The sequence below is a fragment of the Paraburkholderia sp. Cpub6 genome (assembly GCF_014201065.1).
GTDB classification, from domain to species: domain Bacteria; phylum Pseudomonadota; class Gammaproteobacteria; order Burkholderiales; family Burkholderiaceae; genus Paraburkholderia; species Paraburkholderia tuberum.
The window spans coordinates 62,401-87,407 of the sequence record NZ_JACHDM010000019.1; the positions used below are offsets into that span (position 1 = coordinate 62,401).

At 64.1% G+C, this 25,007-nt stretch carries 31 protein-coding genes; 30 read left to right on the forward strand and 1 reads right to left on the reverse strand.

What is annotated here, in order from left to right; genetic code table 11:
• Positions 1-50: 50 nt before the first annotated feature.
• The 27 genes from thiS to tatC all read left to right on the forward strand — a co-directional run bounded on the left by thiS (position 51) and on the right by tatC (position 20,689).
• A complete protein-coding gene (thiS, locus tag HDG33_RS26260; protein WP_026225709.1) occupies positions 51-248 on the forward strand; it encodes a sulfur carrier protein ThiS in 198 nt (65 codons plus the stop codon).
• A gap of 107 nt (positions 249-355) precedes the next feature.
• Entirely contained in the window at positions 356-1,171 is an 816-nt protein-coding gene (locus HDG33_RS26265) for a thiazole synthase (protein WP_090805494.1), read from the forward strand.
• Entirely contained in the window at positions 1,168-2,271 is a 1,104-nt protein-coding gene (thiE, locus tag HDG33_RS26270) for a thiamine phosphate synthase (protein WP_184035728.1), read from the forward strand. Before HDG33_RS26265 ends, thiE begins: the two co-directional genes overlap by 4 nt.
• A gap of 91 nt (positions 2,272-2,362) precedes the next feature.
• Positions 2,363-3,187, forward strand: a complete 825-nt coding sequence (locus HDG33_RS26275; RefSeq protein ID WP_221311543.1) for an ABC transporter ATP-binding protein — start codon at positions 2,363-2,365, stop codon at positions 3,185-3,187.
• Positions 3,184-3,951, forward strand: a complete 768-nt coding sequence (gene mlaE, locus HDG33_RS26280; RefSeq protein WP_018420057.1) for a lipid asymmetry maintenance ABC transporter permease subunit MlaE — start codon at positions 3,184-3,186, stop codon at positions 3,949-3,951. Before HDG33_RS26275 ends, mlaE begins: the two co-directional genes overlap by 4 nt.
• Before the next feature lie 90 nt (positions 3,952-4,041).
• Positions 4,042-4,572, forward strand: a complete 531-nt coding sequence (gene mlaD, locus HDG33_RS26285; protein ID WP_221311544.1) for an outer membrane lipid asymmetry maintenance protein MlaD — start codon at positions 4,042-4,044, stop codon at positions 4,570-4,572.
• Positions 4,573-4,591: 19 nt separating this feature from the next.
• Entirely contained in the window at positions 4,592-5,572 is a 981-nt protein-coding gene (locus HDG33_RS26290; RefSeq protein ID WP_184035738.1) for a VacJ family lipoprotein, read from the forward strand.
• Positions 5,573-5,686: 114 nt separating this feature from the next.
• Positions 5,687-6,319 (forward strand): phospholipid-binding protein MlaC, encoded by a 633-nt coding sequence (locus HDG33_RS26295; RefSeq protein WP_184035741.1) that lies wholly within the window; start codon positions 5,687-5,689, stop codon positions 6,317-6,319.
• Positions 6,316-6,636 (forward strand): STAS domain-containing protein, encoded by a 321-nt coding sequence (locus HDG33_RS26300; RefSeq protein WP_184035744.1) that lies wholly within the window; start codon positions 6,316-6,318, stop codon positions 6,634-6,636. Before HDG33_RS26295 ends, HDG33_RS26300 begins: the two co-directional genes overlap by 4 nt.
• Before the next feature lie 191 nt (positions 6,637-6,827).
• Positions 6,828-7,760 carry an ABC transporter ATP-binding protein gene (locus HDG33_RS26305; RefSeq protein ID WP_090802100.1) on the forward strand — a complete coding sequence of 311 codons (933 nt, stop codon included), beginning with the start codon at positions 6,828-6,830 and terminating at the stop codon, positions 7,758-7,760.
• Entirely contained in the window at positions 7,757-8,521 is a 765-nt protein-coding gene (locus HDG33_RS26310) for an ABC transporter permease (RefSeq protein ID WP_184035747.1), read from the forward strand. Before HDG33_RS26305 ends, HDG33_RS26310 begins: the two co-directional genes overlap by 4 nt.
• A 15-nt stretch (positions 8,522-8,536) precedes the next feature.
• On the forward strand, positions 8,537-8,776 hold the full coding sequence (locus tag HDG33_RS26315; protein ID WP_008918725.1) for a BolA family protein: 240 nt from the start codon (positions 8,537-8,539) through the stop codon (positions 8,774-8,776).
• Positions 8,777-8,887: 111 nt separating this feature from the next.
• Positions 8,888-10,150 carry a UDP-N-acetylglucosamine 1-carboxyvinyltransferase gene (gene murA / locus HDG33_RS26320; RefSeq protein WP_184035750.1) on the forward strand — a complete coding sequence of 421 codons (1,263 nt, stop codon included), beginning with the start codon at positions 8,888-8,890 and terminating at the stop codon, positions 10,148-10,150.
• Complete coding sequence (hisG, locus tag HDG33_RS26325) at positions 10,147-10,848, forward strand: ATP phosphoribosyltransferase (RefSeq protein ID WP_184035753.1); 702 nt, start codon at positions 10,147-10,149, stop codon at positions 10,846-10,848. The genes murA and hisG overlap by 4 nt, the downstream gene beginning before the upstream one ends.
• A 58-nt stretch (positions 10,849-10,906) precedes the next feature.
• On the forward strand, positions 10,907-12,241 hold the full coding sequence (hisD, locus tag HDG33_RS26330; protein WP_184035757.1) for a histidinol dehydrogenase: 1,335 nt from the start codon (positions 10,907-10,909) through the stop codon (positions 12,239-12,241).
• Positions 12,242-12,484: 243 nt separating this feature from the next.
• Entirely contained in the window at positions 12,485-13,555 is a 1,071-nt protein-coding gene (gene hisC, locus HDG33_RS26335) for a histidinol-phosphate transaminase (RefSeq protein WP_184035760.1), read from the forward strand.
• Between the two features lie 115 nt (positions 13,556-13,670).
• Entirely contained in the window at positions 13,671-14,258 is a 588-nt protein-coding gene (gene hisB / locus HDG33_RS26340) for an imidazoleglycerol-phosphate dehydratase HisB (protein ID WP_027199020.1), read from the forward strand.
• A 161-nt stretch (positions 14,259-14,419) separates the two neighbouring features.
• The gene (gene hisH / locus HDG33_RS26345) at positions 14,420-15,061 is read left to right on the forward strand and encodes an imidazole glycerol phosphate synthase subunit HisH (RefSeq protein ID WP_184035773.1); all 642 of its coding nucleotides are present in this window, start codon (positions 14,420-14,422) and stop codon (positions 15,059-15,061) included.
• Positions 15,062-15,242: 181 nt separating this feature from the next.
• A complete protein-coding gene (gene hisA, locus HDG33_RS26350) occupies positions 15,243-15,995 on the forward strand; it encodes a 1-(5-phosphoribosyl)-5-[(5-phosphoribosylamino)methylideneamino]imidazole-4-carboxamide isomerase (RefSeq protein ID WP_090802089.1) in 753 nt (250 codons plus the stop codon).
• Positions 15,996-16,241: 246 nt separating this feature from the next.
• Positions 16,242-17,015 (forward strand): imidazole glycerol phosphate synthase subunit HisF, encoded by a 774-nt coding sequence (gene hisF / locus HDG33_RS26355; protein ID WP_184035799.1) that lies wholly within the window; start codon positions 16,242-16,244, stop codon positions 17,013-17,015.
• A gap of 1 nt (position 17,016) precedes the next feature.
• Positions 17,017-17,427 carry a phosphoribosyl-AMP cyclohydrolase gene (hisI, locus tag HDG33_RS26360; RefSeq protein WP_184035801.1) on the forward strand — a complete coding sequence of 137 codons (411 nt, stop codon included), beginning with the start codon at positions 17,017-17,019 and terminating at the stop codon, positions 17,425-17,427.
• Positions 17,424-17,819: a phosphoribosyl-ATP diphosphatase gene (locus HDG33_RS26365; protein WP_184009180.1), complete on the forward strand. Its 396-nt coding sequence runs from the start codon at positions 17,424-17,426 to the stop codon at positions 17,817-17,819. The genes hisI and HDG33_RS26365 overlap by 4 nt, the downstream gene beginning before the upstream one ends.
• Before the next feature lie 90 nt (positions 17,820-17,909).
• On the forward strand, positions 17,910-18,305 hold the full coding sequence (locus HDG33_RS26370) for a hypothetical protein (RefSeq protein ID WP_184035804.1): 396 nt from the start codon (positions 17,910-17,912) through the stop codon (positions 18,303-18,305).
• A 93-nt stretch (positions 18,306-18,398) separates the two neighbouring features.
• Positions 18,399-18,764, forward strand: a complete 366-nt coding sequence (locus HDG33_RS26375; RefSeq protein WP_184035806.1) for a histidine triad nucleotide-binding protein — start codon at positions 18,399-18,401, stop codon at positions 18,762-18,764.
• Between the two features lie 268 nt (positions 18,765-19,032).
• Positions 19,033-19,278 carry a Sec-independent protein translocase subunit TatA gene (gene tatA / locus HDG33_RS26380; protein WP_184035809.1) on the forward strand — a complete coding sequence of 82 codons (246 nt, stop codon included), beginning with the start codon at positions 19,033-19,035 and terminating at the stop codon, positions 19,276-19,278.
• Positions 19,279-19,326: 48 nt separating this feature from the next.
• Positions 19,327-19,869 carry a Sec-independent protein translocase protein TatB gene (gene tatB / locus HDG33_RS26385; RefSeq protein WP_090802078.1) on the forward strand — a complete coding sequence of 181 codons (543 nt, stop codon included), beginning with the start codon at positions 19,327-19,329 and terminating at the stop codon, positions 19,867-19,869.
• Between the two features lie 34 nt (positions 19,870-19,903).
• Positions 19,904-20,689: a twin-arginine translocase subunit TatC gene (tatC, locus tag HDG33_RS26390; RefSeq protein ID WP_184035812.1), complete on the forward strand. Its 786-nt coding sequence runs from the start codon at positions 19,904-19,906 to the stop codon at positions 20,687-20,689.
• 89 nt (positions 20,690-20,778) lie between these two features.
• Here the strand turns inward: tatC and HDG33_RS26395 are convergent, their stop codons facing one another.
• Entirely contained in the window at positions 20,779-21,999 is a 1,221-nt protein-coding gene (locus tag HDG33_RS26395) for a Do family serine endopeptidase (protein ID WP_184035815.1), read from the reverse strand.
• A 19-nt stretch (positions 22,000-22,018) separates the two neighbouring features.
• Here HDG33_RS26395 and HDG33_RS26400 point away from each other — a divergent pair, with 19 nt between their 5' ends.
• The 3 genes from HDG33_RS26400 to HDG33_RS26410 all read left to right on the forward strand — a co-directional run bounded on the left by HDG33_RS26400 (position 22,019) and on the right by HDG33_RS26410 (position 24,985).
• On the forward strand, positions 22,019-22,765 hold the full coding sequence (locus HDG33_RS26400) for a Nif3-like dinuclear metal center hexameric protein (RefSeq protein ID WP_090802074.1): 747 nt from the start codon (positions 22,019-22,021) through the stop codon (positions 22,763-22,765).
• Between the two features lie 220 nt (positions 22,766-22,985).
• Positions 22,986-23,606, forward strand: a complete 621-nt coding sequence (gene petA, locus HDG33_RS26405; RefSeq protein WP_090802072.1) for a ubiquinol-cytochrome c reductase iron-sulfur subunit — start codon at positions 22,986-22,988, stop codon at positions 23,604-23,606.
• On the forward strand, positions 23,606-24,985 hold the full coding sequence (locus HDG33_RS26410; protein ID WP_184035820.1) for a cytochrome bc complex cytochrome b subunit: 1,380 nt from the start codon (positions 23,606-23,608) through the stop codon (positions 24,983-24,985). The genes petA and HDG33_RS26410 overlap by 1 nt, the downstream gene beginning before the upstream one ends.
• The last annotated feature ends 22 nt before the right edge of the window (positions 24,986-25,007 follow it).

Here is a 25,007-nt window from a genome sequence, read left to right on the forward strand (position 1 = left end):
TGCCGCGCGCGATGCCGCTTGCGCCATCGATTGAACCGTATTCGAACACCATGGACATTCATATCAATCAGAAGCCGTTGTCGCTGCCCGAGGGCGCGACTGTCGCCGATGCGCTCGCCGCCTTTGGCGCGCGTCCGCCGTTCGCGGTCGCGCTCAACGGCGATTTCGTCGCGCGTGCGCAGCATGCGGCGCGCGCGTTGCAAACGGGCGACCGGCTCGACGTCGTGCAGCCGGTCGCGGGCGGCTGAGCGCGACCGCGCCAGCCTGTCGCTTACCGAACGCAACAACCGTCGCCGAAAACCCATTGCCGCAACGCGGTCGGTTCTAGCCGCGAGGGCAAACCAGGATGATGCAAATGACTTCTCACGAGACCGCCGACGCGCTGACGCTATACGGTCAAACTTTTGCAAGCCGCGTGCTGCTCGGCACATCGCGCTATCCGTCGCTGCAATCGCTGTCCGATTCGATCGACGCCGCGCGCCCCGGCATGGTGACGGTCGCGCTGCGCCGTCAGATGAACGAGGGCCACGCCGAAGCCGGCTTCTTCGATCTGCTCAAGCGCCATGGCGTGCCGCTCTTGCCGAACACGGCGGGTTGCCTGAGCGTCGGTGAAGCGGTGACGACCGCGCACATGGCGCGCGAAATCTTCGAGACCGAGTGGATCAAGCTCGAACTGATCGGCGACGACTACACACTGCAGCCCGACCCGGTCGGCCTGATCGAAGCCGCCGCGCGGCTCGTCAAGGATGGCTTCAAGGTGCTGCCGTACTGCACCGAAGATCTGGTGATCGGCCGCCGTCTGCTCGACGCCGGCTGCGAGGCGCTGATGCCGTGGGGCGCGCCGATCGGCACCGGCAAGGGCGTGATCAATCCATACGGGCTGCGCGTGTTGCGCGAGCGGCTGCCGGACGTGCCGCTGATCGTCGACGCCGGGCTCGGCGTGCCGTCGCATGCGGCCCAGGTGATGGAGTGGGGCTTCGACGGCGTGCTGCTGAACACGGCCGTGTCGCAGGCGACGCACCCCGACGCGATGGCGCGCGCGTTCGCGCTGGGCGTCGAGGCGGGTCGGCAAGCGTATCTCGCGGGCCCGATGGCCGAGCGCGAGAGCGCGCACGCGAGCACGCCGGTGGTCGGCATGCCGTTCTGGCATCAGGATGGAGGTGCCGCATGACTCAGTCGTTGACGCTGAAGGACCGCGATCTGTTCTGGCCGACGGCCGACGAACTCATCGAAGCCGCCGAGCGCATCCGCGCACGTCTCGGCGACTGGCCGCCGACGCACGCGCCGTGGCGCATCTGCCTGATCGCACCCGACGAACCGAACGGTGGCGACCTGATCGTAACCGCCGACGCACAGCAGCACGGCGAGCAAATCGCGCGCTGGCTGACGCGGGGTGCGGGCGTGATCGTCGCCGCGGAAAACCACGCGACGCTGCATCTGGGCGGCGAGAAGTATGGGCTCGAAGGCCATCTGGCGGAAGACTGGATTCCCGCGCTTGCCGCGTTCCTCGACTGCGGTTTCGATCCGCACGACGCGCTGGTGCTCGCGCTCGCGTGGCGCGATGGCGACGAGACCCGCGCCGACGATGGTTTCCCGGCCGACCTCGCTCGCTTTCCGCGCCTTACCGACCTGCCGGCGGCACCCGCCAAGGCGTTCCCGCGCTGCCCGGCAAGGCTCGGCCTGTATCCGGTGCTGCCGACCGCGGACTGGGTCGAACGGGTGGTCGGCTTCGGCGTGAAGACGGTGCAGTTGCGCCGCAAGTCGGCCGAACCCGCCGACGAGCTGAAGCGCGAAATCGCGCGCTGCGTGGCGGCCGGCCGCGCGCACGACGCGCAGGTGTTCATCAACGATCACTGGCTGGCGGCGCTCGAGGCGGGCGCATACGGCGTGCACCTCGGCCAGGAAGACGTGCATACCGCGGATCTGTCCGCGCTGGCTGACGCGGGCATCCGCCTGGGCCTGTCCACTCATGGCTTCTACGAGATGCTGAAGGCGCTGCATTTCCGGCCGAGCTACATTGCATTGGGCGCCGTGTTCCCGACCACGACCAAGGTCATGCCGACCGCGCCGCAGGGCTTGCGCCGCCTCGCACGCTATGTGCGGCTGCTCGACGGCGTGGTGCCGCTCGTCGCGATCGGCGGGATCGATCTGCAGGTGCTGCCGGCCGTGCTCGCGACCGGTGTCGGCTGCGCGGCCGTGGTGCGCGCGGTGACGGAAGCGGCCGACCCGGCCGCCGCCGTTTCTGCACTGCAACACACGTTTACGCAATAATCGTCAGGCATAGTCAAGGAACGGGGCACCTCACGGCAGCTTTTGCACGATGGCCCTATAATTCGGCCTTCCCTGTAAAAGGATCGTCAGTTTGGTGCCTTCCTATCCCGAGACCTTACTTGAGCTGCGCGACGTCGACTTCGGTTACGGCGACCGGCTCGTCCTGTCGAATCTGAATCTGCGCTTTCGTCGCGGTCAGGTCGTCGCGGTCATGGGCGGCTCGGGTTGCGGCAAGACCACGGTGCTGCGGCTGATCGGCGGCCTCGTGCGCGCCCAGCGCGGCCAGGTGCTGTTCCATGGCGAGGACATCGGCGAGCAGACGCGCGAAGGCCTTTACGCGCTGCGCCGCAAGATGGGCATGCTGTTCCAGTTCGGCGCGCTGTTCACCGACATGTCGGTGTTCGAAAACGTCGCCTTCTCGCTACGCGAGCACACCGATCTCCCTGAAGAACTGCTGCGCGACCTCGTGCTGATGAAGCTCAACGCGGTCGGCCTGCGCGGCGCGCGCGACCTGCTGCCGTCCGAGATTTCCGGCGGCATGGCGCGGCGCGTGGCGCTCGCGCGCGCAATCGCGCTCGACCCCGAACTGATGATGTACGACGAGCCGTTCGCCGGTCTCGACCCGATCTCGCTCGGCATCACCGCGAACCTGATCCGCACGCTGAACCGGGCGCTCGGCGCCACGTCGATTCTGGTCACGCATGACGTGCCGGAATCATTCGCGATCGCCGACTACGTGTACTTCCTGTCCAACGGCGGTGTGCTTGCCGAGGGCACGCCCGACGAACTGCGCGCGTCGACCGATCCGACCGTGCGGCAGTTCATCGACGGCGCGCCGGACGGCCCGTTCAGATTCCACTATCCGTCGCAGACGCCGCTCGAGGCGGACTTCGGAATGGGCGGAGGCCAGTCATGATCAGTACGATCGGTCGCTCGGTCATCACCGGGCTCGGCACCGCCGGCTACGCGACGCGCTTCTTCCTGCGGCTCGTGCTCGAATTTTTCCCGCTGCTGCGCCGCCCGCGTCTTGTCACGAAGCAGATCCACTTCGTCGGTAATTATTCGCTCGTGATCATCGCGGTGTCGGGGCTGTTCGTCGGCTTCGTGCTCGGGCTGCAGGGCTATTACACGCTGAACCGTTATGGCTCCGAGCAGGCGCTCGGGTTGCTGGTCGCGCTGTCGCTCGTGCGCGAGCTCGGGCCGGTCGTGACCGCGCTGCTGTTCGCCGGGCGCGCGGGCACGTCGCTGACCGCCGAAATCGGCCTGATGAAGGCGGGCGAGCAGCTCACCGCGATGGAAATGATGGCCGTCGATCCGGTCAAGGTCGTGATCGCGCCGCGCCTGTGGGCCGGCATCGTGTCGATGCCGATCCTCGCCGCGATCTTCAGCGCGGTCGGCGTTCTGGGCGGTTACGTGGTGGGCGTGCTGCTGATCGGCGTCGATGCCGGCGCGTTCTGGTCGCAGATGCAAAGCGGCGTCGACGTGTGGCGCGATGTCGGCGCCGGGGTCGTCAAGAGTGTGGTGTTCGGCCTCGCGGTGACCTTCGTCGCGCTGTTTCAGGGCTACGAGGCGAAGCCGACGCCGGAAGGCGTGTCGCGCGCGACGACCCGCACGGTCGTGTACGCGTCGCTCGCGGTGCTCGGGCTCGATTTCCTGCTGACCGCACTGATGTTCAGCTAAGACCGCGCAGCGTGCCGGCTGCCGGCGGTGCATGTGCGCCGCGCACGGCGGGAGGTGGCGGCGGCGCGGCGGATTCACTTTGGGATGACGATGAAAAAGAATGTTCTCGACTTCTGGGTCGGCCTGTTCGTGGTGCTGGGTTTCGTGGCGTTGCTGTTTCTTGCGCTGAAGGCCGGCAATATGAGCTCGCTGTCGTTCCAGGCAACCTACCCGGTCAAGCTGAAGTTCGACAACATCGGCGGGCTGAAGCCACGCGCGCCGGTGAAGAGCGCCGGCGTGACGGTCGGCCGGGTCGCGTCGATCGGCTTCGACAGCAACACCTACCAGGCGCTCGTCACGATCGATATCGACAAGCAATATCAGTTTCCGAGGGACACTTCGGCGAAGATCCTGACCTCGGGTCTGCTCGGCGAGCAGTACATCGGGCTCGAGCCGGGGGGCGACTCGGAAATGCTGAAGGCCGGCGATACGATCTCGATGACGCAATCGGCGATCGTGCTGGAAAACCTGATCGGCCAGTTCCTGTATAGCAAGGCCGCGGATTCCGGCGCGGCGAAGCCCGCCGCATCCGCCCCTGCACCGGCGCCGGTAGCGCCGGCCTCCGGCGCTACCGGCCAGTAAGGCCAACAAGGAGAATTAGATGCAGACGACACTGCAGACCGCGCGCAGCGGCGCACGCGTCCTACAGTTCGGCAAGGTCGCCATAGCGGCTGCGCTGCTCGCCGGTTGCACGACCGTGCAGACGCCTACCAAGGGCGACCCGTTCGAAGGGCTGAACCGTACGATCTTCACCGTCAACGACAAGATCGACCAGTACGCGCTGAAGCCGGTTGCGCAGGGCTACGTTTGGGTCACGCCGCAGCCGGTTCGCGACAGCGTGACGAACTTTTTCTCGAACATCGGCGACGTCTATATCGCGGCGAACAACCTGCTGCAGCTGCGCATCGCCGACGGCGTGTCCGACATCATGCGGATCGTGATCAACACGTTGTTCGGCGTCGGCGGCCTGTTCGACGTCGCGACGCTCGCGAAGCTCCCGAAGCACGACAACGACCTCGGTCTGACGCTCGGCCACTACGGCGTGCCGGCGGGCCCCTATCTGGTGCTGCCGCTGTTCGGGCCGAGCACGGTGCGTGATGCGGTCGGCTCGCTCGGCAACTACTACGTGAACCCGCTCAGCTACGTCGACCCGCCGGGCCTGAGCTGGGCGCTGTATGGCCTGAACATCGTCAACACGCGCGCGAACCTGCTCGGAGCGAGCAACCTGCTGGAAGGCGCGGCGCTCGACAAATACTCGTTCGTGCGTAACGCGTATCTGCAGCGCCGGCAGTATCTGTTGTCGGATAACCGCCGGCGTCCGCAGGAACTGCCGAGCTACGACGAGGAAGCGCCGCTGCCGAAGTACGACGAAGGCGAGACGGGCGCGGCAGGTGCGCCGGCCAAGCCGGCTCCCGCATCCGGCGCGGCCGTGGGCACGCCGCAAGGCGCGTCGGCACCGGAGGCCGCGTCGGGCGCCGAAACACCGCCTCTCGACCTGAAAGGCGGCCCGGAAACGCAAATTCCGGCCGGTCAGTTGGTGCCGCCCACGCGCTTCAACTTCCCGTCCTTAAGATTGCATTGAACGTGCAGCCGTAACAGATCGATACGACTCTCGCAGTTTGCGCATGGATTGCCGTCGAACTCGCGTGATAAGGTCGGTTCAAACTGTTGCATTATTTTTGAGGCAAAGCTCGATATGAAAAAATTCTTCCTGATTCCGTTGTTTGCCGCGTTGTTTTCGTTCATCAGCGCGGGCGCATCGGCGCAAACCGTCGACACCAACGCGCCCGACGCGCTGATCAAGACCGTCACCCAGCAGGTGATGGACGCGATTCGGGGCGACAAGTCGATCCAGCAGGGCGACATCAAGCACATCACGGCGCTCGTCAACGAAAAGATCCTGCCGTACACCGATTTCCGCCGCACCACCCAGCTCGCGATGGGCCGTAACTGGCGCACCGCGACGCCCGAACAGCAGAACCAGGTGGTCGAGCAGTTCAAGATGCTGCTGATCCGCACGTACGCGGGCGCGCTCGCGCAGGTGCGCGACCAGCAGATCCAGTACAAGCCGTTCCGCATGAACCCGGACGACACCGACACGGTGGTGCGCTCGGTCGTGATGAACAACGGCCAGCCGATCGAACTCGACTACCGCCTGTACAAGACGGCGCAGGGCTGGCGCGTGTATGACATCAACGTGCTCGGCGCGTGGCTGATCCAGGCGTATCAGCAGCAGTTCAACGAGCAGATCCAGCAGAAGGGCGTGGACGGACTGATCCAGTTCCTCACGCAGCGCAATCAGCAACTCGCCGCGGGCAAGCAGTCGTGAGCGACGTGCTGAACCCGGTTGCGAACCGCTTCGACAGCGGCACGACGCTGACCCACGAGAGCGCGAAGGCCGCGCTCGCGGCAGGTCTGCAACGCATCGCGGCGGGTGCGGGCGGCGTCGATTGCGCGCCGCTCACGCAATTCGATTCGTCGGCGCTCGCCGTCCTGCTCGCGTGGGTGCGGGGCGCGGCGGCGCGCGGCGGCAAGTTCGAAATCGTCAATCTGCCGGCTGGGCTCGCCAGTCTCGCGCAGGCCTACGGCGTCGATACACTTCTCTCTTCTGGCGCCTCCAGCATGGTTGCGTCAGCGCGACATTGACGCTCCTCTAGCGTCGTCTCCCCCCTTCCGGCCTGGCCGGGGGTGTCAGTTTTTGCCCTATAATCAAACGTTTTTTTGGGGCGTCGAACTGGCCCCCTAATCGGCCCCGGTTCCCGTTTCTTCCAGCATTTGCGCGTCCCCAAGCTCCATTGGGGCTACTTCAGGCGCCGCGACGCACGCGGCCCATAGTCATGTCAGCCATAGAAATTCGTAACGTCAAGAAGCGCTACAAGGACTTGCAGGCGCTCAAGGGCGTCAGCCTCACGGTCGAAGAAGGCGAGTTCTTCGGACTGCTCGGTCCGAACGGCGCGGGCAAGACGACGCTCATCAGCATACTCGCGGGTCTCGCGCGCGCCGACGAAGGCAGCATCGCGGTGCGCGGTCACGACGTCGTCGACGATTTCCGCAACGCGCGCCGCGCGCTCGGCGTGGTGCCGCAGGAGCTCGTGTTCGATCCGTTCTTCACGGTGCGCGAAACCTTGCGCATCCAGTCCGGCTACTACGGGCTGCGCAACAACGACGCGTGGATCGACGAGATCATGGCCAATCTCGATCTCACCGAAAAGGCCGATGCCAACATGCGCGCGCTGTCGGGCGGCATGAAGCGCCGCGTGCTGGTCGCGCAGGCGCTCGTGCACCGCCCGCCGGTGATCGTGCTCGACGAGCCGACCGCGGGTGTCGACGTCGAGTTGCGCCAGACGCTGTGGAAGTTCATCTCGCGCCTGAATCGCGAAGGCCACACGATCGTGCTGACCACGCACTATCTGGAAGAAGCCGAATCGTTGTGCGACCGCATCGCGATGCTGCGCCGTGGCGAGGTCGTTGCGCTCGATCGCACCAGCACACTGCTGCAGCGTTTCGCCGGCATGCAACTGTTCGTTCGCTTCGCGCAGGGCGTGCTGCCCGCCGAGCTGCGTCCGCTCGAGGCGGAAAGCGGCGCCGGCAACGGCAATGGCCGCCAGCATCTGCTGCGCCTGACGAGCTACGACGACGTCGAGCGCATCCTCGCGCAATGCCGCGCGGCCGGTTGTACATTCGAAGAAATCGAGGTCCGCAAGGCCGACCTCGAAGACGTATTCGTTCAGGTGATGAACGGTCCAGAAGTGATCGAGGGGCTTGCATGAGCGGGTACAGTGGATTTAGCACGCTGTTTTACAAAGAACTGCTGCGCTTCTGGAAGGTGTCGTTCCAGACCGTGCTCGCGCCGGTCATCACCGCGCTGCTTTACCTGACCATCTTCGGCCACGCGCTGCGCGGCCACGTGCAGGTCTATCCGGGCGTCGAATACACGAGCTTCCTGATTCCGGGCCTCGTGATGATGAGCGTGCTGCAGAACGCGTTCGCGAATAGTTCTTCGTCGCTGATTCAATCGAAGATCACCGGCAACCTCGTGTTCGTGCTGCTGCCGCCGCTGTCGCACCACGAGATGTTCGCGGCCTACGTGCTCGCGGCCGTGGCGCGCGGGCTGTGTGTCGGCTTCGGCGTGTTCATCGTGACGATCTGGTTCGTGCCGCTCGCCTTCACCGCGCCGCTCTATATCATCGTGTTCGCGATGTTCGGCTCGGCGATTCTCGGCACGCTGGGTCTGATCGCCGGCATTTGGGCCGAGAAGTTCGACCAGCTCGCCGCGTTCCAGAACTTTCTGATCATGCCGCTCACGTTCCTGTCGGGCGTGTTCTACTCGACGCATACGCTGCCGGCCGGATGGCGCGAAGTATCGCGGCTCAATCCGTTTTTCTACATGATCGACGGCTTTCGCTATGGTTTTTTCGGCGTGTCGGATATCGACCCGCTGGTGAGCCTCGCGATCGTCGCCGGTTTCTTCGTGGTGCTGGCCGCCGTGGCGATGCGCATGCTCGCTACCGGCTACAAGCTGCGCCACTGACGAGGAGCTTCTCTCATGTTGCCGACTCCCGAACAGGTCAAACAGTACATTGCAGCTGGACTCGCGTGCGAGCATCTCGAAGTCGAAGGCGACGGTCAGCATTTCTTTGCGACGATCGTCTCGCCGAACTTCGAAGGCAAGCGCCTGATCCAGCGTCACCAACTCGTGTATGCGGCGCTCGGCGACCGCATGCGCGAAGAAATCCACGCGCTCAGCATGAAGACGCTGACGCCCGCCGAATGGCAGAACGCGTAATCTGGAAATTTTGTGCGAATTACTCAGGAAGGGCGCGACACCGCTAGCGGCGCGCCGAACACAGACAAAGCAGGTCCGGACGCGAACCGGGCCGATCAGGAACCGACAGGCATGGATAAACTCATCATTGAAGGTGGCTACCCGCTCTCCGGTGAAGTTGTCGTCTCGGGTGCGAAAAACGCGGCATTGCCGATCCTGTGCGCGGGTCTGCTGAGCGCCGATCCGGTGCATCTGGAGAACGTGCCCGATCTGCAGGACGTGCGCACGATGCTCAAGCTGCTCGGCCAGATGGGCGTGCGTATCGAAGCCGGCGAAGGGCGCGTGGCGCTCGACGCGTCGAAGGTCGACAACCTCGTCGCGCCGTACGAAATGGTGAAGACGATGCGCGCGTCGATTCTCGTGCTCGGTCCGCTCGTCGCGCGCTTCGGTCATGCGCGCGTGTCGCTGCCGGGCGGCTGCGCGATCGGCGCGCGTCCGGTCGATCAGCACATCAAGGGTCTGCAGGCGATGGGCGCCGAGATCACGATCGAGCACGGCTTCATCGAAGCGCGCGCGAAGCGTCTGAAGGGCGCGCGCATCGTCACCGACATGATCACCGTGACCGGTACCGAGAACCTGCTGATGGCGGCGGTGCTCGCCGAAGGCGAGACGGTCATCGAGAACGCCGCGCGCGAACCCGAAGTGGTCGACCTCGCGCATCTGCTCGTCGCGATGGGCGCGAAGATCGAAGGCATCGGCACCGACCGTCTGGTGATCCATGGCGTCGACAAGCTGCACGGTGCGAAGCACACAGTGATTCCGGACCGCATCGAAGCGGGCACTTTCCTGTGCGCGGTCGCGACGGCCGGCGGCGACGTCATGCTGCGCAAGATGCGTCCGCTGCTGCTCGAAGCCGTCACCGAAAAGCTGCGCGAAGCGGGCGTCACGGTCGAGGAAGGCGACGACTGGATGCGCGTGCGCATGGACAAGCGCCCGAGCGCGGTCACGTTCCGCACCTCCGAATACCCGGCGTTTCCAACCGACATGCAGGCGCAGTTCATGGCGCTCAACACGATCGCGGACGGTACGTCGCAAGTCGTGGAGACGATCTTCGAAAACCGTTTCATGCACGTCCAGGAGCTGAACCGTCTCGGCGCGAGCATCACGATCGACGGCAACACCGCGCTCGTAACCGGCGTCGAAAAACTGTCCGGCGCGAAGGTGATGGCCACCGATCTGCGCGCGTCCGCGAGTCTTGTGATCGCCGCGCTGCGCGCCGAGGGCGAGACGCTGATCGACCGCATCTATCACCTCGATCGCGGCTACGACCGCATGGAAGCGAAGCTCAATGCGATCGGCGCGAAGGTGCGCCGGGTTTCCGGGAGCGGGGCATGAGTTCGATGCCGCAAACGTCGTCGTCGCCGGCGGTCAGCGCGCCGCTCACGCTCGCGTTGTCGAAAGGGCGTATCTTCGAGGAAACGCTGCCGCTGCTCGCGGCGGCCGGCATCGAGGTAGCGGAAGATCCGGAAAGCTCGCGCAAGCTGATTCTGCCGACCACCGACCCGAACCTGCGCGTGATCGTCGTGCGCGCGACCGACGTGCCGACCTATGTCGAGTACGGCGCGGCCGACTTCGGCGTGGCCGGCAAGGATGTGCTGCTCGAGCATGGCGGCAGCGGCCTGTATCAGCCGGTGGATCTGGACATTGCGCGTTGCCGCATGTCGGTCGCGGTCGCGGCCGGTTTCGATTATGCGAACGCGGTGCGCCAGGGCGCGCGTCTGCGGGTCGCTACCAAGTATGTTGAAACCGCTCGTGAGCATTTTGCCGCCAAGGGCGTTCACGTCGATCTGATCAAGCTGTACGGTTCGATGGAACTCGCTCCGCTGGTTGGACTCGCCGACGCGATCGTCGACCTGGTCAGCTCGGGCAATACGCTGCGCGCGAACAATCTGGTCGAGGTGGAGGAGATCATGCAGATTTCGTCGCGTCTCGTCGTGAACCAGGCAGCGCTGAAGCTCAAACGCGCCGCGTTGCGGCCGATTCTCGACGCGTTTGCCAATGCTTCGTCGAAAACCGCCGCCCCGGCGCCCTGACTGACGATGGCAATGTGACGTTGCACTGATAGCGCGCCTTACCGAAACGGATACCTGTATGTCTACCAAGATTCGCAAACTCGATTCCACCGCTCGCGACTTCCACAAGTCGCTGCATGCGGTGCTCGCGTTCGAGGCGAGCGAAGACGAAGCCATCGAGCGCGCGGTCGCGCAGATTCTGAACGACGTGAAGGCGCGTGGCGACGAGGCGGTGCTCGAGTACACGAATCGCTTCGATCGCGTCGATGCGAACAGCGTGGCCGAGCTCGAACTGCCGATGGCCGAGCTCGAGGCGGCGCTCGAAAGTCTCGAGCCGAAGCGGCGCGCGTCGCTCGAAGCGGCGGCGGCACGCGTGCGCGGCTATCACGAGAAGCAGAAGATCGAGTGCGGCAGTCATAGCTGGCAGTACACCGAAGCCGACGGCACCGTGCTCGGCCAGAAGGTCACGCCGCTCGATCGCGCGGGGATCTACGTGCCGGGTGGCAAGGCCGCGTATCCGTCGTCGGTGCTGATGAACGCGATACCGGCGCGGGTGGCCGGCGTGCGCGAAATCGTGATGGTCGTGCCGACGCCGGAAGGCGTGAAGAATCCGCTCGTGCTCGCGGCGGCTCTGCTGGGTGGCGTCGATCGCGTGTTCACGATCGGCGGCGCGCAGGCGGTAGCTGCGCTCGCGTACGGCACGCAGACCGTGCCCGCGGTCGACAAGATCTGCGGCCCCGGCAACGCGTACGTCGCGTCGGCGAAGCGTCGCGTGTTCGGCACGGTCGGCATCGACATGATCGCCGGGCCGTCGGAAATCCTCGTGTTGTGCGACGGCACGACCGACCCGCGCTGGGTCGCGATGGACCTGTTTTCGCAAGCCGAGCACGACGAGCTCGCGCAATCGATCCTGCTGTGCCCCGACGACGCGTTCATCGCGCGCGTGCAGGAAGCGATCGACGAACTGCTGCCCACCCTGCCGCGCCGCGAAGTGATCAGCACGTCGCTCGAAAACCGCGGCGCGCTGATCAAGGTGCGCGACATGGCCGAGGCCTGCGCGATCGCCAACGACATCGCGCCGGAGCACCTGGAAATTTCGGCGCTGGAGCCGCATCAGTGGGCGCAACAGGTCCGTCACGCAGGCGCGATCTTCCTTGGCCGTTACACGAGCGAGAGCCTCGGCGACTACTGCGCGGGCCCGAATCATGTGCTGCCGACGTCGCGTACCGCACGGTTTTCGTCGCCGCTCGGCGTCTATGATTTCTTCAAGCGTTCGAGCCTGATCGAGGTCAGCGCGGAAGGTGCGCAGACGCTCGGCGAGATTGCCGCGGAACTGGCATACGGCGAAGGTCTGCAAGCGCACGCACGCAGCGCCGAATACCGGATGCGGCAGAACAACAACGAACGCGGCTGAGGCGGAGCGCCGATCGCGCTGGCGCGCGGCGGAACTCAAGCAGGCGTAAGCGGGAGCAGGAGAAGCGGCGAGGGCGGCAACCGCCGCCGCATCGACCGGCTTCCATGTTTTCCGGCTTCCACCCGCTCGAGCGACGGCTCGAGCCCACCCGCCCCGTTCAATAACGACGACAGAGACCAACCCGAGCGCCCCATGCCGACGACGCCGACCCGGCGTCTTTCGCACGGACCGGCCCCCGAACCTATGACGACACCTCAAGACATCATCCGCAGCGACGTGCTCGCAATGACGAGCTATCCGGTTCCGGACGCCACCGGCTTCATCAAGCTCGACGCGATGGAAAACCCGTTTCCGCTGCCGCCGGAACTTGCCGCGCATCTCGGCGAGCGTCTGGCCGGCGTCGCGCTGAACCGTTATCCGGCGCCGCGCCCCGAGCAGTTGATCGAGCGCATTCGTCACGTGATGGGCGTGCCGGCGGGGTGCGACGTGCTGCTCGGCAATGGCTCGGATGAAATCATCAGCATCATGTCGGTCGCGTGCGCGAAGCCGGGCGCGAAGGTGCTCGCGCCGGTGCCGGGCTTCGTCATGTATCAGATGTCGGCGAAGCTGGCGAATCTCGAATTCGTCGGCGTGCCGCTCAAAGCCGACTTCACGCTCGATACCGACGCGATGCTCGCGGCGATCGCCGAGCATGAACCGGCGATCATCTATCTCGCGTATCCGAACAACCCGACTGGCACGCTGTTCGATGACGCCGAAATCGAGCGCATCATCGCCGCGGCGGGCAAGAACCTCGTCGTGATCGACGAGGCGTATCAGCCGTTCGCGCAGAAGAGCTGGCTGCCGCGCGCCGACCAGTTCGACAACGTCGTCGTGATGCGCACGGTGTCGAAGCTGGGCCTCGCCGGCATTCGCCTCGGTTACCTGGTCGGCAAGCCCGCGTGGCTGACCGAGTTCGACAAGGTCCGCCCGCCGTACAACACCAACGTGCTGACGCAGGCCGCCGCTGATTTCCTGCTCGACCACATCGGCGTGCTCGATGCGCAGGCCGCGCAATTGCGCGACGAACGCGAGAAACTCGCGCAGGCGGTGGCCGCGCTGCCGGGCGCCGAAGTGTTCACTAGCGCGGGCAACTTCCTGCTCGTGCGGGTGCCCGATGCGTCGGTATTGTTCGAAACCCTGCTAACGGCGCGGATTCTGATCAAAAACGTGAGTAAAATGCATCCATTGCTGGCCAATTGCGTGCGTTTGACCGTCGGTTCGCCGAACGAGAACGCCCAGTTGCTCGCCGGCCTGAAACTCGTGTTGCGGTAACCCGCCGCATCGAGCGGCGGCACTGAGCCGCTGCGTTGAACGGCTGCACTGAGCAGCCCGCCAGTTTGTCCATCCCACATTACTAGCGCTTTTAAGCCAGATTCGAGGAATTGCCATGCGCCTTGCGGAAGTCGTTCGCAACACCAGCGAAACGCAGATCCGTGCGAAGATCAACCTGGACGGCACCGGCCAGCAGAAGCTGGCCACCGGTGTGCCGTTCCTGGACCACATGCTCGACCAGATCGCCCGCCACGGGTTGTTCGACCTCGAGATCGAAGCGCATGGCGACCTGCATATCGACGATCATCACACGGTCGAAGACACCGGCATCACGCTCGGCCAGGCCGTCGCGAAGGCGATCGGCGATCGCAAGGGCATCCGCCGCTACGGCCATTCCTACGTGCCGCTCGACGAAGCGCTGTCGCGCGTCGTGATCGATTTTTCCGGCCGTCCGGGCCTCGAATTCCACGTGCCGTTCACGCGCGCGCGCATCGGCACGTTCGACGTCGACCTGTCGATCGAATTCTTCCGCGGCTTCGTGAACCATGCCGGCGTGACGCTGCACATCGACAACCTGCGTGGCATCAACGCGCACCATCAGCTCGAAACGGTGTTCAAGGCATTCGGGCGTGCGCTGCGCATGGCCGTCGAACTCGACGAGCGCGCGGCCGGACAGATTCCATCGACCAAGGGCAGCCTCTAACGTAACGGCCGTAGCAGGCTTTAACACGGGTTTCACCGCCTCCAACGTCTTCAGGCCACTCACCTTCAAGCGATTCATCGGGCAGGACCGCATTTGCCGGCACGTCGTTTGACGCCGCGCGGCGGCATCGATGGATCGAGGGCAGAGCGGCCAAACTTGAAATGAAAACTTCGATAGCGATTGTGGATTACGGAATGGGCAACCTGCGCTCGGTTGCCCAGGCACTGCGTAAAGCGGCGCCGGAAGCGGACGTGGCGATCGTCGATCGTCCGGAAGCGATCCGCTCGGCCGACCGCGTGGTGCTGCCGGGCCAGGGTGCGATGCCCGACTGCATGCGCAGTCTCGGCGCGTCCGGTTTGCAGGAAGCGGTCGTCGAGGCGTCGCGCAGCAAGCCGCTGATGGGCGTGTGCGTCGGCGAGCAGATGCTGTTCGACTGGAGCGCCGAGGGCGACACGCCGGGTCTGGGTCTGTTGCCCGGCAAGGCGGTGCGTTTCGAGCTCGAAGGCCAGGTGCAGGACGACGGCTCGCGCTTCAAGGTCCCGCAGATGGGCTGGAACCGCGTGCGTCAGGCGCAGCCGCATCCGCTGTGGGACGGTGTCGCCGACAACGCGTTCTTCTACTTCGTGCACAGCTACTACGTGGTTCCGGACAACCCGGCGCATACGTCGGGCGAAACGGTCTACGGCGTGCCCTTTACCTCGGCGGTAGCGCGGGATAACATCTTTGCCACCCAATTCCACCCTGAAAAGAGCGCCGAGGCGGGTTTGCGCGTGTATCGCAACTTCGTGCACTGGAACCCGTGAACGCCTTTTTTCATCCCGTTGCCGCGCGCGCGTCGCGCGGTGCCGCGGTCCCGCATCCGACCGGCGCCCCACTGGAGCGCCGAACGAGTTGTACTAAACTAGCGAGACGGTATGGCGGCGGGCTGACTCGCCAGCCGCTGCCGCCGACCTTCAATCCACTCCCAGATAACACCCGATTGCTATGCTGCTGATTCCCGCCATCGACCTGAAAGACGGTCAGTGTGTACGCCTCAAACAGGGCGATATGGACCAGGCGACGATTTTCTCCGAGGAACCGGCGGCAATGGCCCGACATTGGGTCGACCGCGGCGCGCGTCGTCTGCATCTCGTCGATCTGAATGGCGCGTTCGCCGGCAAGCCGAAGAACGGTGACGCAATCCGGGCGATCATCGATGAAGTGGGCGGCGCGATTCCGGTTCAGTTGGGCGGTGGCATCCGCGACCTGAACACGATCGAGCGCTATCTGGACGACGGTTTGTCGTACGTGATCATCGGCACGGCCGCGGTGAAGAACCCCGGCTTTCTGCAGGACGCGTGCACCGCGTTCGGCGGTCACATCATCGTCGGCCTCGACGCGAAAGACGGCAAGGTCGCCACCGACGGCTGGAGCAAGCTGACCGGTCACGAAGTGGCCGACCTCGCGCGCAAGTTCGAGGACTACGGCTGCGAGTCGATCATCTACACCGACATCGGCCGTGACGGCATGCTGCAAGGCATCAACATCGAAGCGACGGTGCGCCTTGCGCGCGCGGTCAAGATTCCGGTGATCGCGAGCGGCGGCCTGTCGAACCTCGCGGACATCGAATCGCTGTGCGAAGTCGAAGGCGAGGGCATCGAGGGCGTAATCTGCGGCCGCGCGATCTATTCGGGCGACCTCGACTTCGCGGCCGCGCAGACGCTCGCGGACAAGCTGCGCGAAGCGGACGACGCTTAAGCACGGCGTCGGCTGCGCGTGCTGGGCAGGTTGCGCGGGCCGCCGGCGTTGCGCTCGTGTCGGCTTGCGGCGCTCGTTCGAACGATGGCTTGCCTGTAACGCGCGTCGCACGATCAAGCGCCCGGAACCTCGCCAGCTTCCGGCCGGCACCTCACTCGCGGCGCGACGCAACCGCTCGCGCCGGCACCGTGCCGCTTGCCCGCAAGCGAGCGGCCTCATCAGCGGTATTGGCAGAATTGCACGATCATGGCTCTAGCTAAACGCATCATCCCCTGTCTCGACGTCACCGCGGGCCGCGTGGTCAAGGGCGTCAACTTCGTCGAACTGCGCGACGCGGGCGACCCGGTCGAAATCGCGCGCCGTTACGACAATCAGGGCGCCGACGAACTGACGTTCCTCGACATCACCGCGACCTCGGATCAGCGCGACCTGATTCTGCCGATCATCGAGGCGGTCGCTTCGCAGGTGTTCATTCCGCTGACGGTCGGCGGCGGCGTGCGCGCGGTCGAAGACGTGCGGCGCCTGCTGAACGCGGGCGCCGACAAGATCAGCATGAATTCGTCGGCGGTAGCGAATCCGCAACTCGTGAAGGACGCGACCGACAAATACGGCTCGCAGTGCATCGTCGTCGCGATCGATGCGAAGCGCGTGTCGGCCGACGGCGAAACGCCGCGCTGGGAAGTGTTCACGCACGGCGGCCGCAAGGCCACCGGTCTCGATGCGGTCGAATGGGCGCGCAAGATGGCCGAGTTGGGCGCGGGCGAAATCCTGCTGACCAGCATGGATCGCGACGGCACCAGGAGCGGCTTCGACCTCGCGCTGACTCGCGCGGTGTCGGACGCGGTGCCGGTGCCGGTGATCGCCTCGGGCGGCGTCGGCAATCTGCAGCATCTCGCCGACGGCATCAAGAGCGGTCACGCGGACGCGGTGCTCGCCGCGAGCATCTTCCACTATGGCGAACACACGGTCGGCGAGGCCAAGCGCTTCATGGCCGATCAGGGCATTTCGGTGAGGTTGTGACGTGACGAATCCTTCGGCAGTGAACTGGCTCGACAAGGTCAAGTGGGATGCGAGCGGCCTCGTGCCGGTGATTGCGCAGGAAGCGTCGACGAACGACGTGCTGATGTTCGCGTGGATGAACCGCGAGGCCCTCGCGAAGACCGTCGAGACCGGCCGCGCGGTGTATTTCTCGCGCTCGCGCCAGCGCCTGTGGTTCAAGGGTGAGGAGTCGGGCCACGTGCAGCATGTGCATGAAGTGCGACTCGATTGCGACGAAGACGTCGTGCTGCTGAAAGTCGAGCAGGTATCGGGCATCGCGTGCCATACAGGCCGCCACTCGTGCTTTTTCCAGAAATTCGAAGGCTCGGTGGACGATGGCAACTGGCAGGCCGTCGATCCCGTGCTGAAAGACCCCGAACACATCTACAAATGACGCAATCCACGCAAAACCCGTCGCCCGCCACAGCTTCCACGCTCGACACGCTGCTGCGCCTCGCGGCGGTGATCGACAGCCGCAAGGGCGGCGATCCGGACATCTCGTATGTATCGCGCCTGTTCCACAAGGGCGACGACGCGGTGCTGAAAAAGATCGGCGAAGAAGCCACCGAAGTCGTGCTGGCCGCGAAGGACGTGCGCCAGGGCGGCGCACCGAAGGCGCTGGTCGGCGAGGTTGCGGACCTGTGGTTCCACTGCCTCGTGATGCTGTCGCATTTCGATCTGAGCCCCGCCGACGTGATCGCTGAACTCGAGCGTCGCGAAGGCCTGTCGGGCATCGAGGAAAAGGCGCTGCGCAAGAGCCGCGAGCGCGAGGAAAACGGCGACTGAGCAGCCGGAGCGGAAATCTGGCGTTTCCGCTTGAAGTCGCGCGCGCCGGCACCAATATAGCGGTAACCGCACCTCCGGGAGGACGCAAGCATGGAACAGCCGCAAGGAAGCTATCCGCCGCCGGTCTACCGCCACGCGATGGAGCCTGAGCGCGAGCGCAGCCTGCGCACGCTCACGCACGTGCTCTACGCGCTGTATGCGGTCCATTGGCTGACCGGCGGGCTCACCATTCTGGTCGCGATCATCATCAACTACGTCAAACGGTCGGACGTGGCCGGCACGCCGTACGAAGCACACTTCGAATGGCAGATCCGCACGTTCTGGCTGGGCCTCGTCGGTTACGCGATCGGCGCGTTGCTGCTGCTCGTCGTGATCGGCATTCCCGTGCTGTGGGCAGTCAGCATATGGATGTTGTACCGTATTATCAAAGGCTGGCTGTATCTGTACGATAACAAGCCGTTCGCGAATCCGGCCAGTTGGGTCTGAACGCTAGCCGGTCCGTATGGGCGGGCCGGCTTTCGGATCGAACCTCGGCGCGGGCGGCTTCGCTCGCCCAAGTCATACCGCGTCAGGAATACGATGAGTCACGATCCGAACTGCCTTTTCTGCAAGATTGCTGCTGGCGAAATCCCCTCGACCAGGGTCCACGAAGACGACGAGTTCGTCGCCTTCCGCGACATCCGTCCGGCGGCCGAAACGCATGTGCTGGTGATTCCTCGCAAGCACATTGCAACGCTGTCGAACTGCACGGAAAGCGACGCGCCTCTGCTTGGTAGAATGCTTGTCCTGGCCGCGCGACTGGCCGAACAATTGGGGGTCGCGTATAACGGCGGCGAAACGGGCTTTCGCACGGTAATCAATACCGGTCCGGGCGGTGGTCAGGAGGTGTATCACCTGCACGCGCACATTCTCGCGGGTCCGCGTCCCTGGCAACGCATGGGCTGAGCGCCGGTTCGCGCGTCAGGCGCGCTGCGTGGCAAATGCGCACCGCCGCGAGTTTTGGTCGAGGACAATAGCGCCGTCGTTGTTTTTACCGCTGTGTAATAACGTCGACGCGATCGTGTGGCCACAATGACAGGCGTAGAGGGCGGCATTGCGAGCGAGGCGGTGCAGCCTGAGGTAACGTAGAGATATATCGAGACGAAGCGCACGCGCTTCAGGTTATGCAAATTGGCCGCATCAAGATGCGGCGCCGGGGTTAAGGAGAGCAGTCATGGGTTCGTTGAGTATTTGGCATTGGTTGATCGTTCTGTTGATCGTCGCGCTCGTGTTCGGCACGAAGAAGCTGCGCAACATCGGCAGCGATCTGGGCGGCGCCGTGAAGGGCTTCAAGGAAGGCATGAAGGAAGCCGATTCGTCGTCGGCCGACGCGCAACAGCAGCAGCGCGAGCTGCCGCGCGACGGCGCGGTGGACGTCGAAGCGAAGGAAAAGACGCAGCAATCGAGCGATTACCGCTAAGCCGCGGCCTTCGCGCCGTTCCCGCGTTTCTGACGGACATTCCACTTCATGCTGGACCTCGGTCTAACCAAGATGGCGCTGATCGGCGTCGTCGCGCTGGTCGTCCTCGGGCCTGAGCGCCTGCCGCGTGTCGCTCGCACGGCCGGCGCGCTGTTCGGCCGCGCACAGCGGTACATCAACGACGTTAAGGCCGAAGTCACGCGCGAAATCGAGCTCGACGAATTGCGGCGCATGAAGACCGAGTTCGAGAAGGCCGCGAGCAATGTCGAAACGGCGGTTCAGGACAATCTGCGCAAGCACGAAAATGAACTGAACGAAGCATGGAATAGCGGTACGTCGGTATCGCCGAGCATCGCCGGCGGCGCGCTCGAAGACGCCGGCAGCGGGGCCAGCGGCAGCGCGGGTGCCACCTCGTGGCCCGTCAGTACGCCGGCCGCCGCGCCCAAACGCAAGACCTGGCGCGTCCAGCAGAGCGCCACGCCCACCTGGTACAAGCGAGCGAGCCTGCGGCGCACGCGCGTGCAGTCGGGCGCCGCGCGCGTTGCGCGGCACACACCTGCCAACCTGCGTCGTCCGACGCGGTTTTTCTGATGTTCAGATCGACAATCCCCAACCGAGGGCCGGTGTGAGCGACCCCCAGCAATCCCAGAACGAAGGCACTGAAGAGACCTTCATTTCCCACCTCGTCGAACTGCGTGACCGCATCATCCGTGCGGGGCTCTCCGTCGTCGTCGTGTTCATCGGGCTCGTGTACTGGGCGCCGGACATCTTCAAACTGCTCGCCCGTCCGCTGATGATGAATCTGCCGAAGGACGGCAAGATGATCGTCACCGACGTCACCGGCTCGTTCTTCGTGCCGATGAAGGTGACGATGCTGGTTGCCTTCGTGATCGCGCTGCCGGTCGTGCTGTACCAGATCTGGGCGTTCGTCGCGCCTGGGCTCTATCAGCATGAGAAGAAGCTCGTCGCGCCGCTCGTCGCGAGCAGCTACACGCTGTTCCTGTGCGGCATGGCGTTCGCGTACTTCGTCGTGTTTCCGACCATCTTCCGCGTGATGGCGCACTACAATGCGCCGCTTGGCGCGGAGATGACAACCGATATCAACAATTACCTGAGCTTCGTGCTGACGATGTTCATTGCGTTCGGCGTCACGTTCGAGGTACCGATCGTCGTCGTGCTGCTGGTGCGGATGAACGTGGTGACGCTGAAGAAGCTGAAGGAGATCCGGCCGTATGTGATCGTCGGCGCGTTCGTGGTGTCGGCCGTCGTAACGCCGCCGGACGTGTTTTCGCAGCTGATCCTCGCGGTTCCGCTGATTCTGCTGTACGAAGCTGGCATCGTCGCGGCGCGGTTGATCGTCGGCAAGCAGCCGGTGGTCGTGGAGGATGCGAGTCCGCCGCCGTCTAGTTGAAGTGCCGCGAGTCAGTGCCGGGTGTCAAATGAAAAGGGGCAGTTCATTGCGGACTGCCCTTATTCATTGCGTGGAATCGCGGCATTACTTCAACCGCCTTCGTCATCCGGCTGATCGCCGCCGTTGCCGTCTTCCGTCTGTTTCGGCGGCGGCGGGCGTTTGCCGATCTTCACGTCGAGATCGATCTGATGACCTTTGCGCACCAGATGCACTTTCGCCGCCGTACCGGGCTTGATCTGCGCGATCACGTTCAACAGACGCGTGGTATCGGTGATCACCTGGCCGTTTACGCTCGTCAGGATGTCGCCGGGCTTGATGCCCGCACGGTCGGCCGGGCCGCTTTTCAGTACGCCTGCGACAATAGCGCCCGACTTCTGATCGAGCCCGAACGACTCCGCGATTTCCGGCGTGACGTCCTGCGGTTCGACGCCGATCCAGCCGCGCGTGACCGTGCCGGTCGTAATGATGCTCTCGAGCACGCTGCGCGCGGTCGACACCGGAATCGCGAAGCCGATGCCGAGCGAGCCGCCCGAGCGCGAGTAGATTGCGGTGTTGATGCCGAGCAGGTTGCCGTTCATGTCGACGAGCGCACCGCCCGAATTGCCGGGGTTGATCGGGGCGTCGGTCTGGATGAAGTTTTCGAACGTATTGATGCCGAGATGATTGCGGCCGAGCGCGCTGACGATGCCCATCGTTACGGTCTGCCCGACGCCGAACGGATTGCCGATCGCGAGCACGACGTCGCCGACGCGGGTCTGGTCCATCCGGCCGAGCGTGATGGTGGGCAGATTGGTCATATTGACCTTTAGCACGGCCAGATCGGTTTCGGGGTCGATGCCGATGACCTTCGCGCTGGCGGTGCGGCCATCGGCGAGCGCGATTTCGATCTGATCGGCGCCGTCGACGACGTGCTGGTTCGTTAGAATGTAACCTTCCGAACTCACTATCACGCCTGAGCCGAGATTCGAGGCAGGCTGCTCCTGCTGCTTGCGATTGTTCCTGTCGCCGAAGAAGTAGCGGAACAGCGGGTCTTTGGCGCGCGGGTCGGGAGGCAGCGAGCCATCCTTGCTGGAGAACACGTTGACGACCGCGGGCATGGCCTTTTGCGCCGCTTCGGCATAGGACGTTTCGGCATGGCCAGTGCCGATGCCCGGCGCCACTTCCCGTAGCGCGACGATCGGTTCGGCGAGTTGTCTGCCGAATTGTCCTTGACGCTGCAGCCACTGCGGTTTGAGGGTCGCAATGATGAACATCAGCGCCAACAGCACCGTCACCGCTTGGGCAAATAACAGCCAGAAGCGTCTAAGCATCTGAAGACTAGAGGTCTATATGGATCGGATTGAACTTGAATTGTACTTGAACAATCTCCTTGAAACCGCGCGCTTCAAGGACTATTGCCCGAACGGATTGCAGGTCGAAGGACGCCGCCGGATCAACAAACTCGCGACCGGCGTTACCGCGTCGGTGGCCTTCCTGGAGGCCGCGCTCGACTGGGGCGCGGACGCCGTGCTGGTCCATCACGGCTACTTCTGGCGCAACGAGGCACCGCAGATCACCGGCCGCAAACATGCTCGTTTGAAGCTGCTGCTCGCCAACGACCTGAACCTGTTCGCCTACCATCTGCCGCTCGACGATCATCCCGAGTTCGGCAACAACGCGCAGATCGGCGAGAAGATGGGCTGGATCAGCGACGCGCGTTTCGGCGACAACGATCTCGGCTGGCTCGCCACGCTGCCGATGCCGATCACGCTGTCGCACCTCACCGCGGAGATCGCGCAGACACTGGGCCGCACGCCGCTCGTGTTCGGCGATCCGGATATGGAGCTGCGCCGCGTCGGCTGGTGCACGGGCGCCGCGCAAGGCATGTTCGACGCGGCGATCAACGCGGGTGTCGACGTCTACGTGACCGGCGAGGTATCGGAGTCGGTGATGCATACGGCGGCGGAAAGCGGCGTCGCGTTTCTGGCAGCTGGCCACCACGCGACCGAGCGCTTCGGCGTGCAGGCGGTGGGCAAGCATTTGTCCGAATCGTTCGATATCGAACATCTCTTTATCGATATCCCCAATCCCGTTTGAATTGCGAATTGCATTAACGAAGAACAAGGCAGGAATACCGCAGAAGGCACTTAAAAGGAGGTGCGAAAAAGTTTGCGATCGGTACGGACAAACCCTGAGTTATCAAGGGCTTCGCACGGTTTTTGGCAATCGGCCCTTGTAAATGGCGACTCCATTCGAGCAAACTAGCGGCGGTAGAAGCGACGTGAAGGAAAAATCCAACTCAGAAGTGGGGCGTGTGATGCGAGACAAAGAAGAGGAACGCGTCGATGGCAGCCGCCGTAACTGGCTGGTAGCGACGACCGTAGCAGGCGGCATAGGAGGTGTTGCCGTTGTCGTACCCTTTGTTAGTTCCTTTGCACCATCCGAAAAGGCCAAGGCCGCAGGTGCCCCGGTCGAAGTCGATATCAGTGGTCTGAAGCCCGGCGACATGATGACGGTCGCCTGGCGTGGCAAGCCGGTGTGGATCATCAACCGCACGGACCGCATGCTCGCCGATGTTCAAAAAGCCGACAGCCAGGTAGCGGACCCCCACTCGCTGAATCCGTTTTCGATGCCGCTGCCGGACTACTGCAACAACGAATTCCGTTCACGCGCCGAGAACAAGCATCTGCTGGTTGCCGTCGCCGTTTGCACGCATCTGGGCTGCACGCCGACGCCGCGCTTCCAGGAAGGCCCGCAGCCGAATCTCCCCGACGACTGGCCCGGCGGCTTCCTGTGCCCGTGCCACGGCTCGACCTACGACATGGCCGGCCGCGTCTTCAAGAACAAACCCGCTCCGCAGAACCTCGACATCCCGCGCTTCATGTTCACGTCGGCGACGGCCCTTGTGATCGGGAAGGACGAAAAAGGAGAAGCGTAATGGCGAGCGAACACGAAGTAGAGACGACCGGGCTGGCTGGTTGGATCGACCAGCGCTTCCCGATGACTGCCACGTGGAAGAAGCACGTTTCCGAGTACTACGCGCCGAAGAACTTCAACTTCTGGTACTTCTTCGGTTCGCTTGCGTTGCTGGTGCTGGTCAACCAGATCGTCACCGGCATTTTCCTGACGATGAACTACAAGCCCGACGCGACGCTCGCGTTCTCGTCGGTCGAGTACATCATGCGCGAGGTGCCGTGGGGCTGGCTGATCCGCTACATGCACTCGACGGGTGCGTCGATGTTTTTCGTCGTCGTGTATCTGCACATGTTCCGCGGGCTCCTGTACGGCTCGTACCGCAAGCCGCGCGAACTCGTGTGGATTTTCGGCTGCCTGATTTTCCTGAGCCTGATGGCCGAGGCGTTCTTCGGCTACCTCCTGCCGTGGGGCCAGATGTCGTTCTGGGGCGCGCAGGTGATCGTGAACCTGTTCTCGGCGATTCCGTTCATCGGACCGGATCTGTCGCTGTGGATTCGCGGCGACTACGTGGTCTCCGACGTCACGCTGAACCGCTTCTTCGCGTTCCACGTGATCGCGATTCCGCTGGTGCTGGTCGGCCTCGTGATCGCCCACCTCGTCGCGCTGCACGAAGTCGGCTCGAACAACCCGGACGGCATTGAGATCAAGGCCAAGAAGGGCCCGGATGGCGTGCCGCTCGACGGCATTCCGTTCCACCCGTACTACTCGGTGCACGACTTCATGGGCGTGGCGATCTTCCTGTTGATCTTCGCCGCGATCATCTTCTTCGCGCCGGAAATGGGTGGGTACTTCCTTGAAGCCAACAACTTCATCCCCGCGAATCCGCTGCAGACGCCGCCGGAAATTGCGCCTGTGTGGTACTTCACCGCCTTTTATGCGATGCTGCGCGCCACCACCGATCCATTCAAGATCGTGCTGATGATCGTCATCGCGCTACTCGGGTTGCTGGCGCTCGTGCGCGCGCGCGGCAAGTGGAAGCTCGGTCTGCCGCTGCTTGCGGTGCTGGTGATCGTCGCGATGGTGTTCACCGAATCGAAGTTCTGGGGCGTCGTGGTGATGGGCAGCGCGGTGATTTCGCTGTTCTTCCTGCCGTGGCTGGACCGGTCGCCGGTCAGGTCTATTCGCTACCGGCCGTTCTTCCACAAGGTTTTCTTCGGGATCTTCGTGATCGCGTTCCTGACGCTTGGCTTTCTCGGGACGCGACCGCCATCGCCGGCCGCGACGCTGATCGCCCAGATCTGCGCGCTGATCTACTTCGCGTTTTTCCTCGGCATGCCCTTCTGGACGCGGCTTGGCAAGTTCAAGCAGCCGCCGGAACGGGTGCGGTTCAAGCCTCACTAATCGCGAGCCAGGAGAACATGAA

What these genes read in the sequence shown, in the direction of transcription:
- hisB (WP_027199020.1), top strand. Translation starts at nt 13,671, where the DNA reads ATGCGCCTTGCGGAAGTCGTTCGCAACACCAGCGAAACGCAGATCCGT.
- hisG (WP_184035753.1), top strand. Translation starts at nt 10,147, where the DNA reads ATGAGTTCGATGCCGCAAACGTCGTCGTCGCCGGCGGTCAGCGCGCCG.
- HDG33_RS26295 (WP_184035741.1), top strand. Translation starts at nt 5,687, where the DNA reads ATGAAAAAATTCTTCCTGATTCCGTTGTTTGCCGCGTTGTTTTCGTTC.
- HDG33_RS26305 (WP_090802100.1), top strand. Translation starts at nt 6,828, where the DNA reads ATGTCAGCCATAGAAATTCGTAACGTCAAGAAGCGCTACAAGGACTTG.
- HDG33_RS26370 (WP_184035804.1), top strand. Translation starts at nt 17,910, where the DNA reads ATGGAACAGCCGCAAGGAAGCTATCCGCCGCCGGTCTACCGCCACGCG.
- thiE (WP_184035728.1), top strand. Translation starts at nt 1,168, where the DNA reads ATGACTCAGTCGTTGACGCTGAAGGACCGCGATCTGTTCTGGCCGACG.
- mlaD (WP_221311544.1), top strand. Translation starts at nt 4,042, where the DNA reads ATGAAAAAGAATGTTCTCGACTTCTGGGTCGGCCTGTTCGTGGTGCTG.
- HDG33_RS26375 (WP_184035806.1), top strand. Translation starts at nt 18,399, where the DNA reads ATGAGTCACGATCCGAACTGCCTTTTCTGCAAGATTGCTGCTGGCGAA.
- HDG33_RS26395 (WP_184035815.1), bottom strand. Translation starts at nt 21,999, where the DNA reads ATGCTTAGACGCTTCTGGCTGTTATTTGCCCAAGCGGTGACGGTGCTG.
- murA (WP_184035750.1), top strand. Translation starts at nt 8,888, where the DNA reads ATGGATAAACTCATCATTGAAGGTGGCTACCCGCTCTCCGGTGAAGTT.
- HDG33_RS26315 (WP_008918725.1), top strand. Translation starts at nt 8,537, where the DNA reads ATGTTGCCGACTCCCGAACAGGTCAAACAGTACATTGCAGCTGGACTC.
- hisH (WP_184035773.1), top strand. Translation starts at nt 14,420, where the DNA reads ATGAAAACTTCGATAGCGATTGTGGATTACGGAATGGGCAACCTGCGC.
- HDG33_RS26265 (WP_090805494.1), top strand. Translation starts at nt 356, where the DNA reads ATGACTTCTCACGAGACCGCCGACGCGCTGACGCTATACGGTCAAACT.
- tatB (WP_090802078.1), top strand. Translation starts at nt 19,327, where the DNA reads ATGCTGGACCTCGGTCTAACCAAGATGGCGCTGATCGGCGTCGTCGCG.
- tatA (WP_184035809.1), top strand. Translation starts at nt 19,033, where the DNA reads ATGGGTTCGTTGAGTATTTGGCATTGGTTGATCGTTCTGTTGATCGTC.
- HDG33_RS26400 (WP_090802074.1), top strand. Translation starts at nt 22,019, where the DNA reads ATGGATCGGATTGAACTTGAATTGTACTTGAACAATCTCCTTGAAACC.
- thiS (WP_026225709.1), top strand. Translation starts at nt 51, where the DNA reads ATGGACATTCATATCAATCAGAAGCCGTTGTCGCTGCCCGAGGGCGCG.
- mlaE (WP_018420057.1), top strand. Translation starts at nt 3,184, where the DNA reads ATGATCAGTACGATCGGTCGCTCGGTCATCACCGGGCTCGGCACCGCC.
- hisA (WP_090802089.1), top strand. Translation starts at nt 15,243, where the DNA reads ATGCTGCTGATTCCCGCCATCGACCTGAAAGACGGTCAGTGTGTACGC.
- hisC (WP_184035760.1), top strand. Translation starts at nt 12,485, where the DNA reads ATGACGACACCTCAAGACATCATCCGCAGCGACGTGCTCGCAATGACG.
- hisF (WP_184035799.1), top strand. Translation starts at nt 16,242, where the DNA reads ATGGCTCTAGCTAAACGCATCATCCCCTGTCTCGACGTCACCGCGGGC.
- petA (WP_090802072.1), top strand. Translation starts at nt 22,986, where the DNA reads ATGCGAGACAAAGAAGAGGAACGCGTCGATGGCAGCCGCCGTAACTGG.
- HDG33_RS26365 (WP_184009180.1), top strand. Translation starts at nt 17,424, where the DNA reads ATGACGCAATCCACGCAAAACCCGTCGCCCGCCACAGCTTCCACGCTC.
- hisD (WP_184035757.1), top strand. Translation starts at nt 10,907, where the DNA reads ATGTCTACCAAGATTCGCAAACTCGATTCCACCGCTCGCGACTTCCAC.
- HDG33_RS26290 (WP_184035738.1), top strand. Translation starts at nt 4,592, where the DNA reads ATGCAGACGACACTGCAGACCGCGCGCAGCGGCGCACGCGTCCTACAG.
- HDG33_RS26410 (WP_184035820.1), top strand. Translation starts at nt 23,606, where the DNA reads ATGGCGAGCGAACACGAAGTAGAGACGACCGGGCTGGCTGGTTGGATC.
- HDG33_RS26310 (WP_184035747.1), top strand. Translation starts at nt 7,757, where the DNA reads ATGAGCGGGTACAGTGGATTTAGCACGCTGTTTTACAAAGAACTGCTG.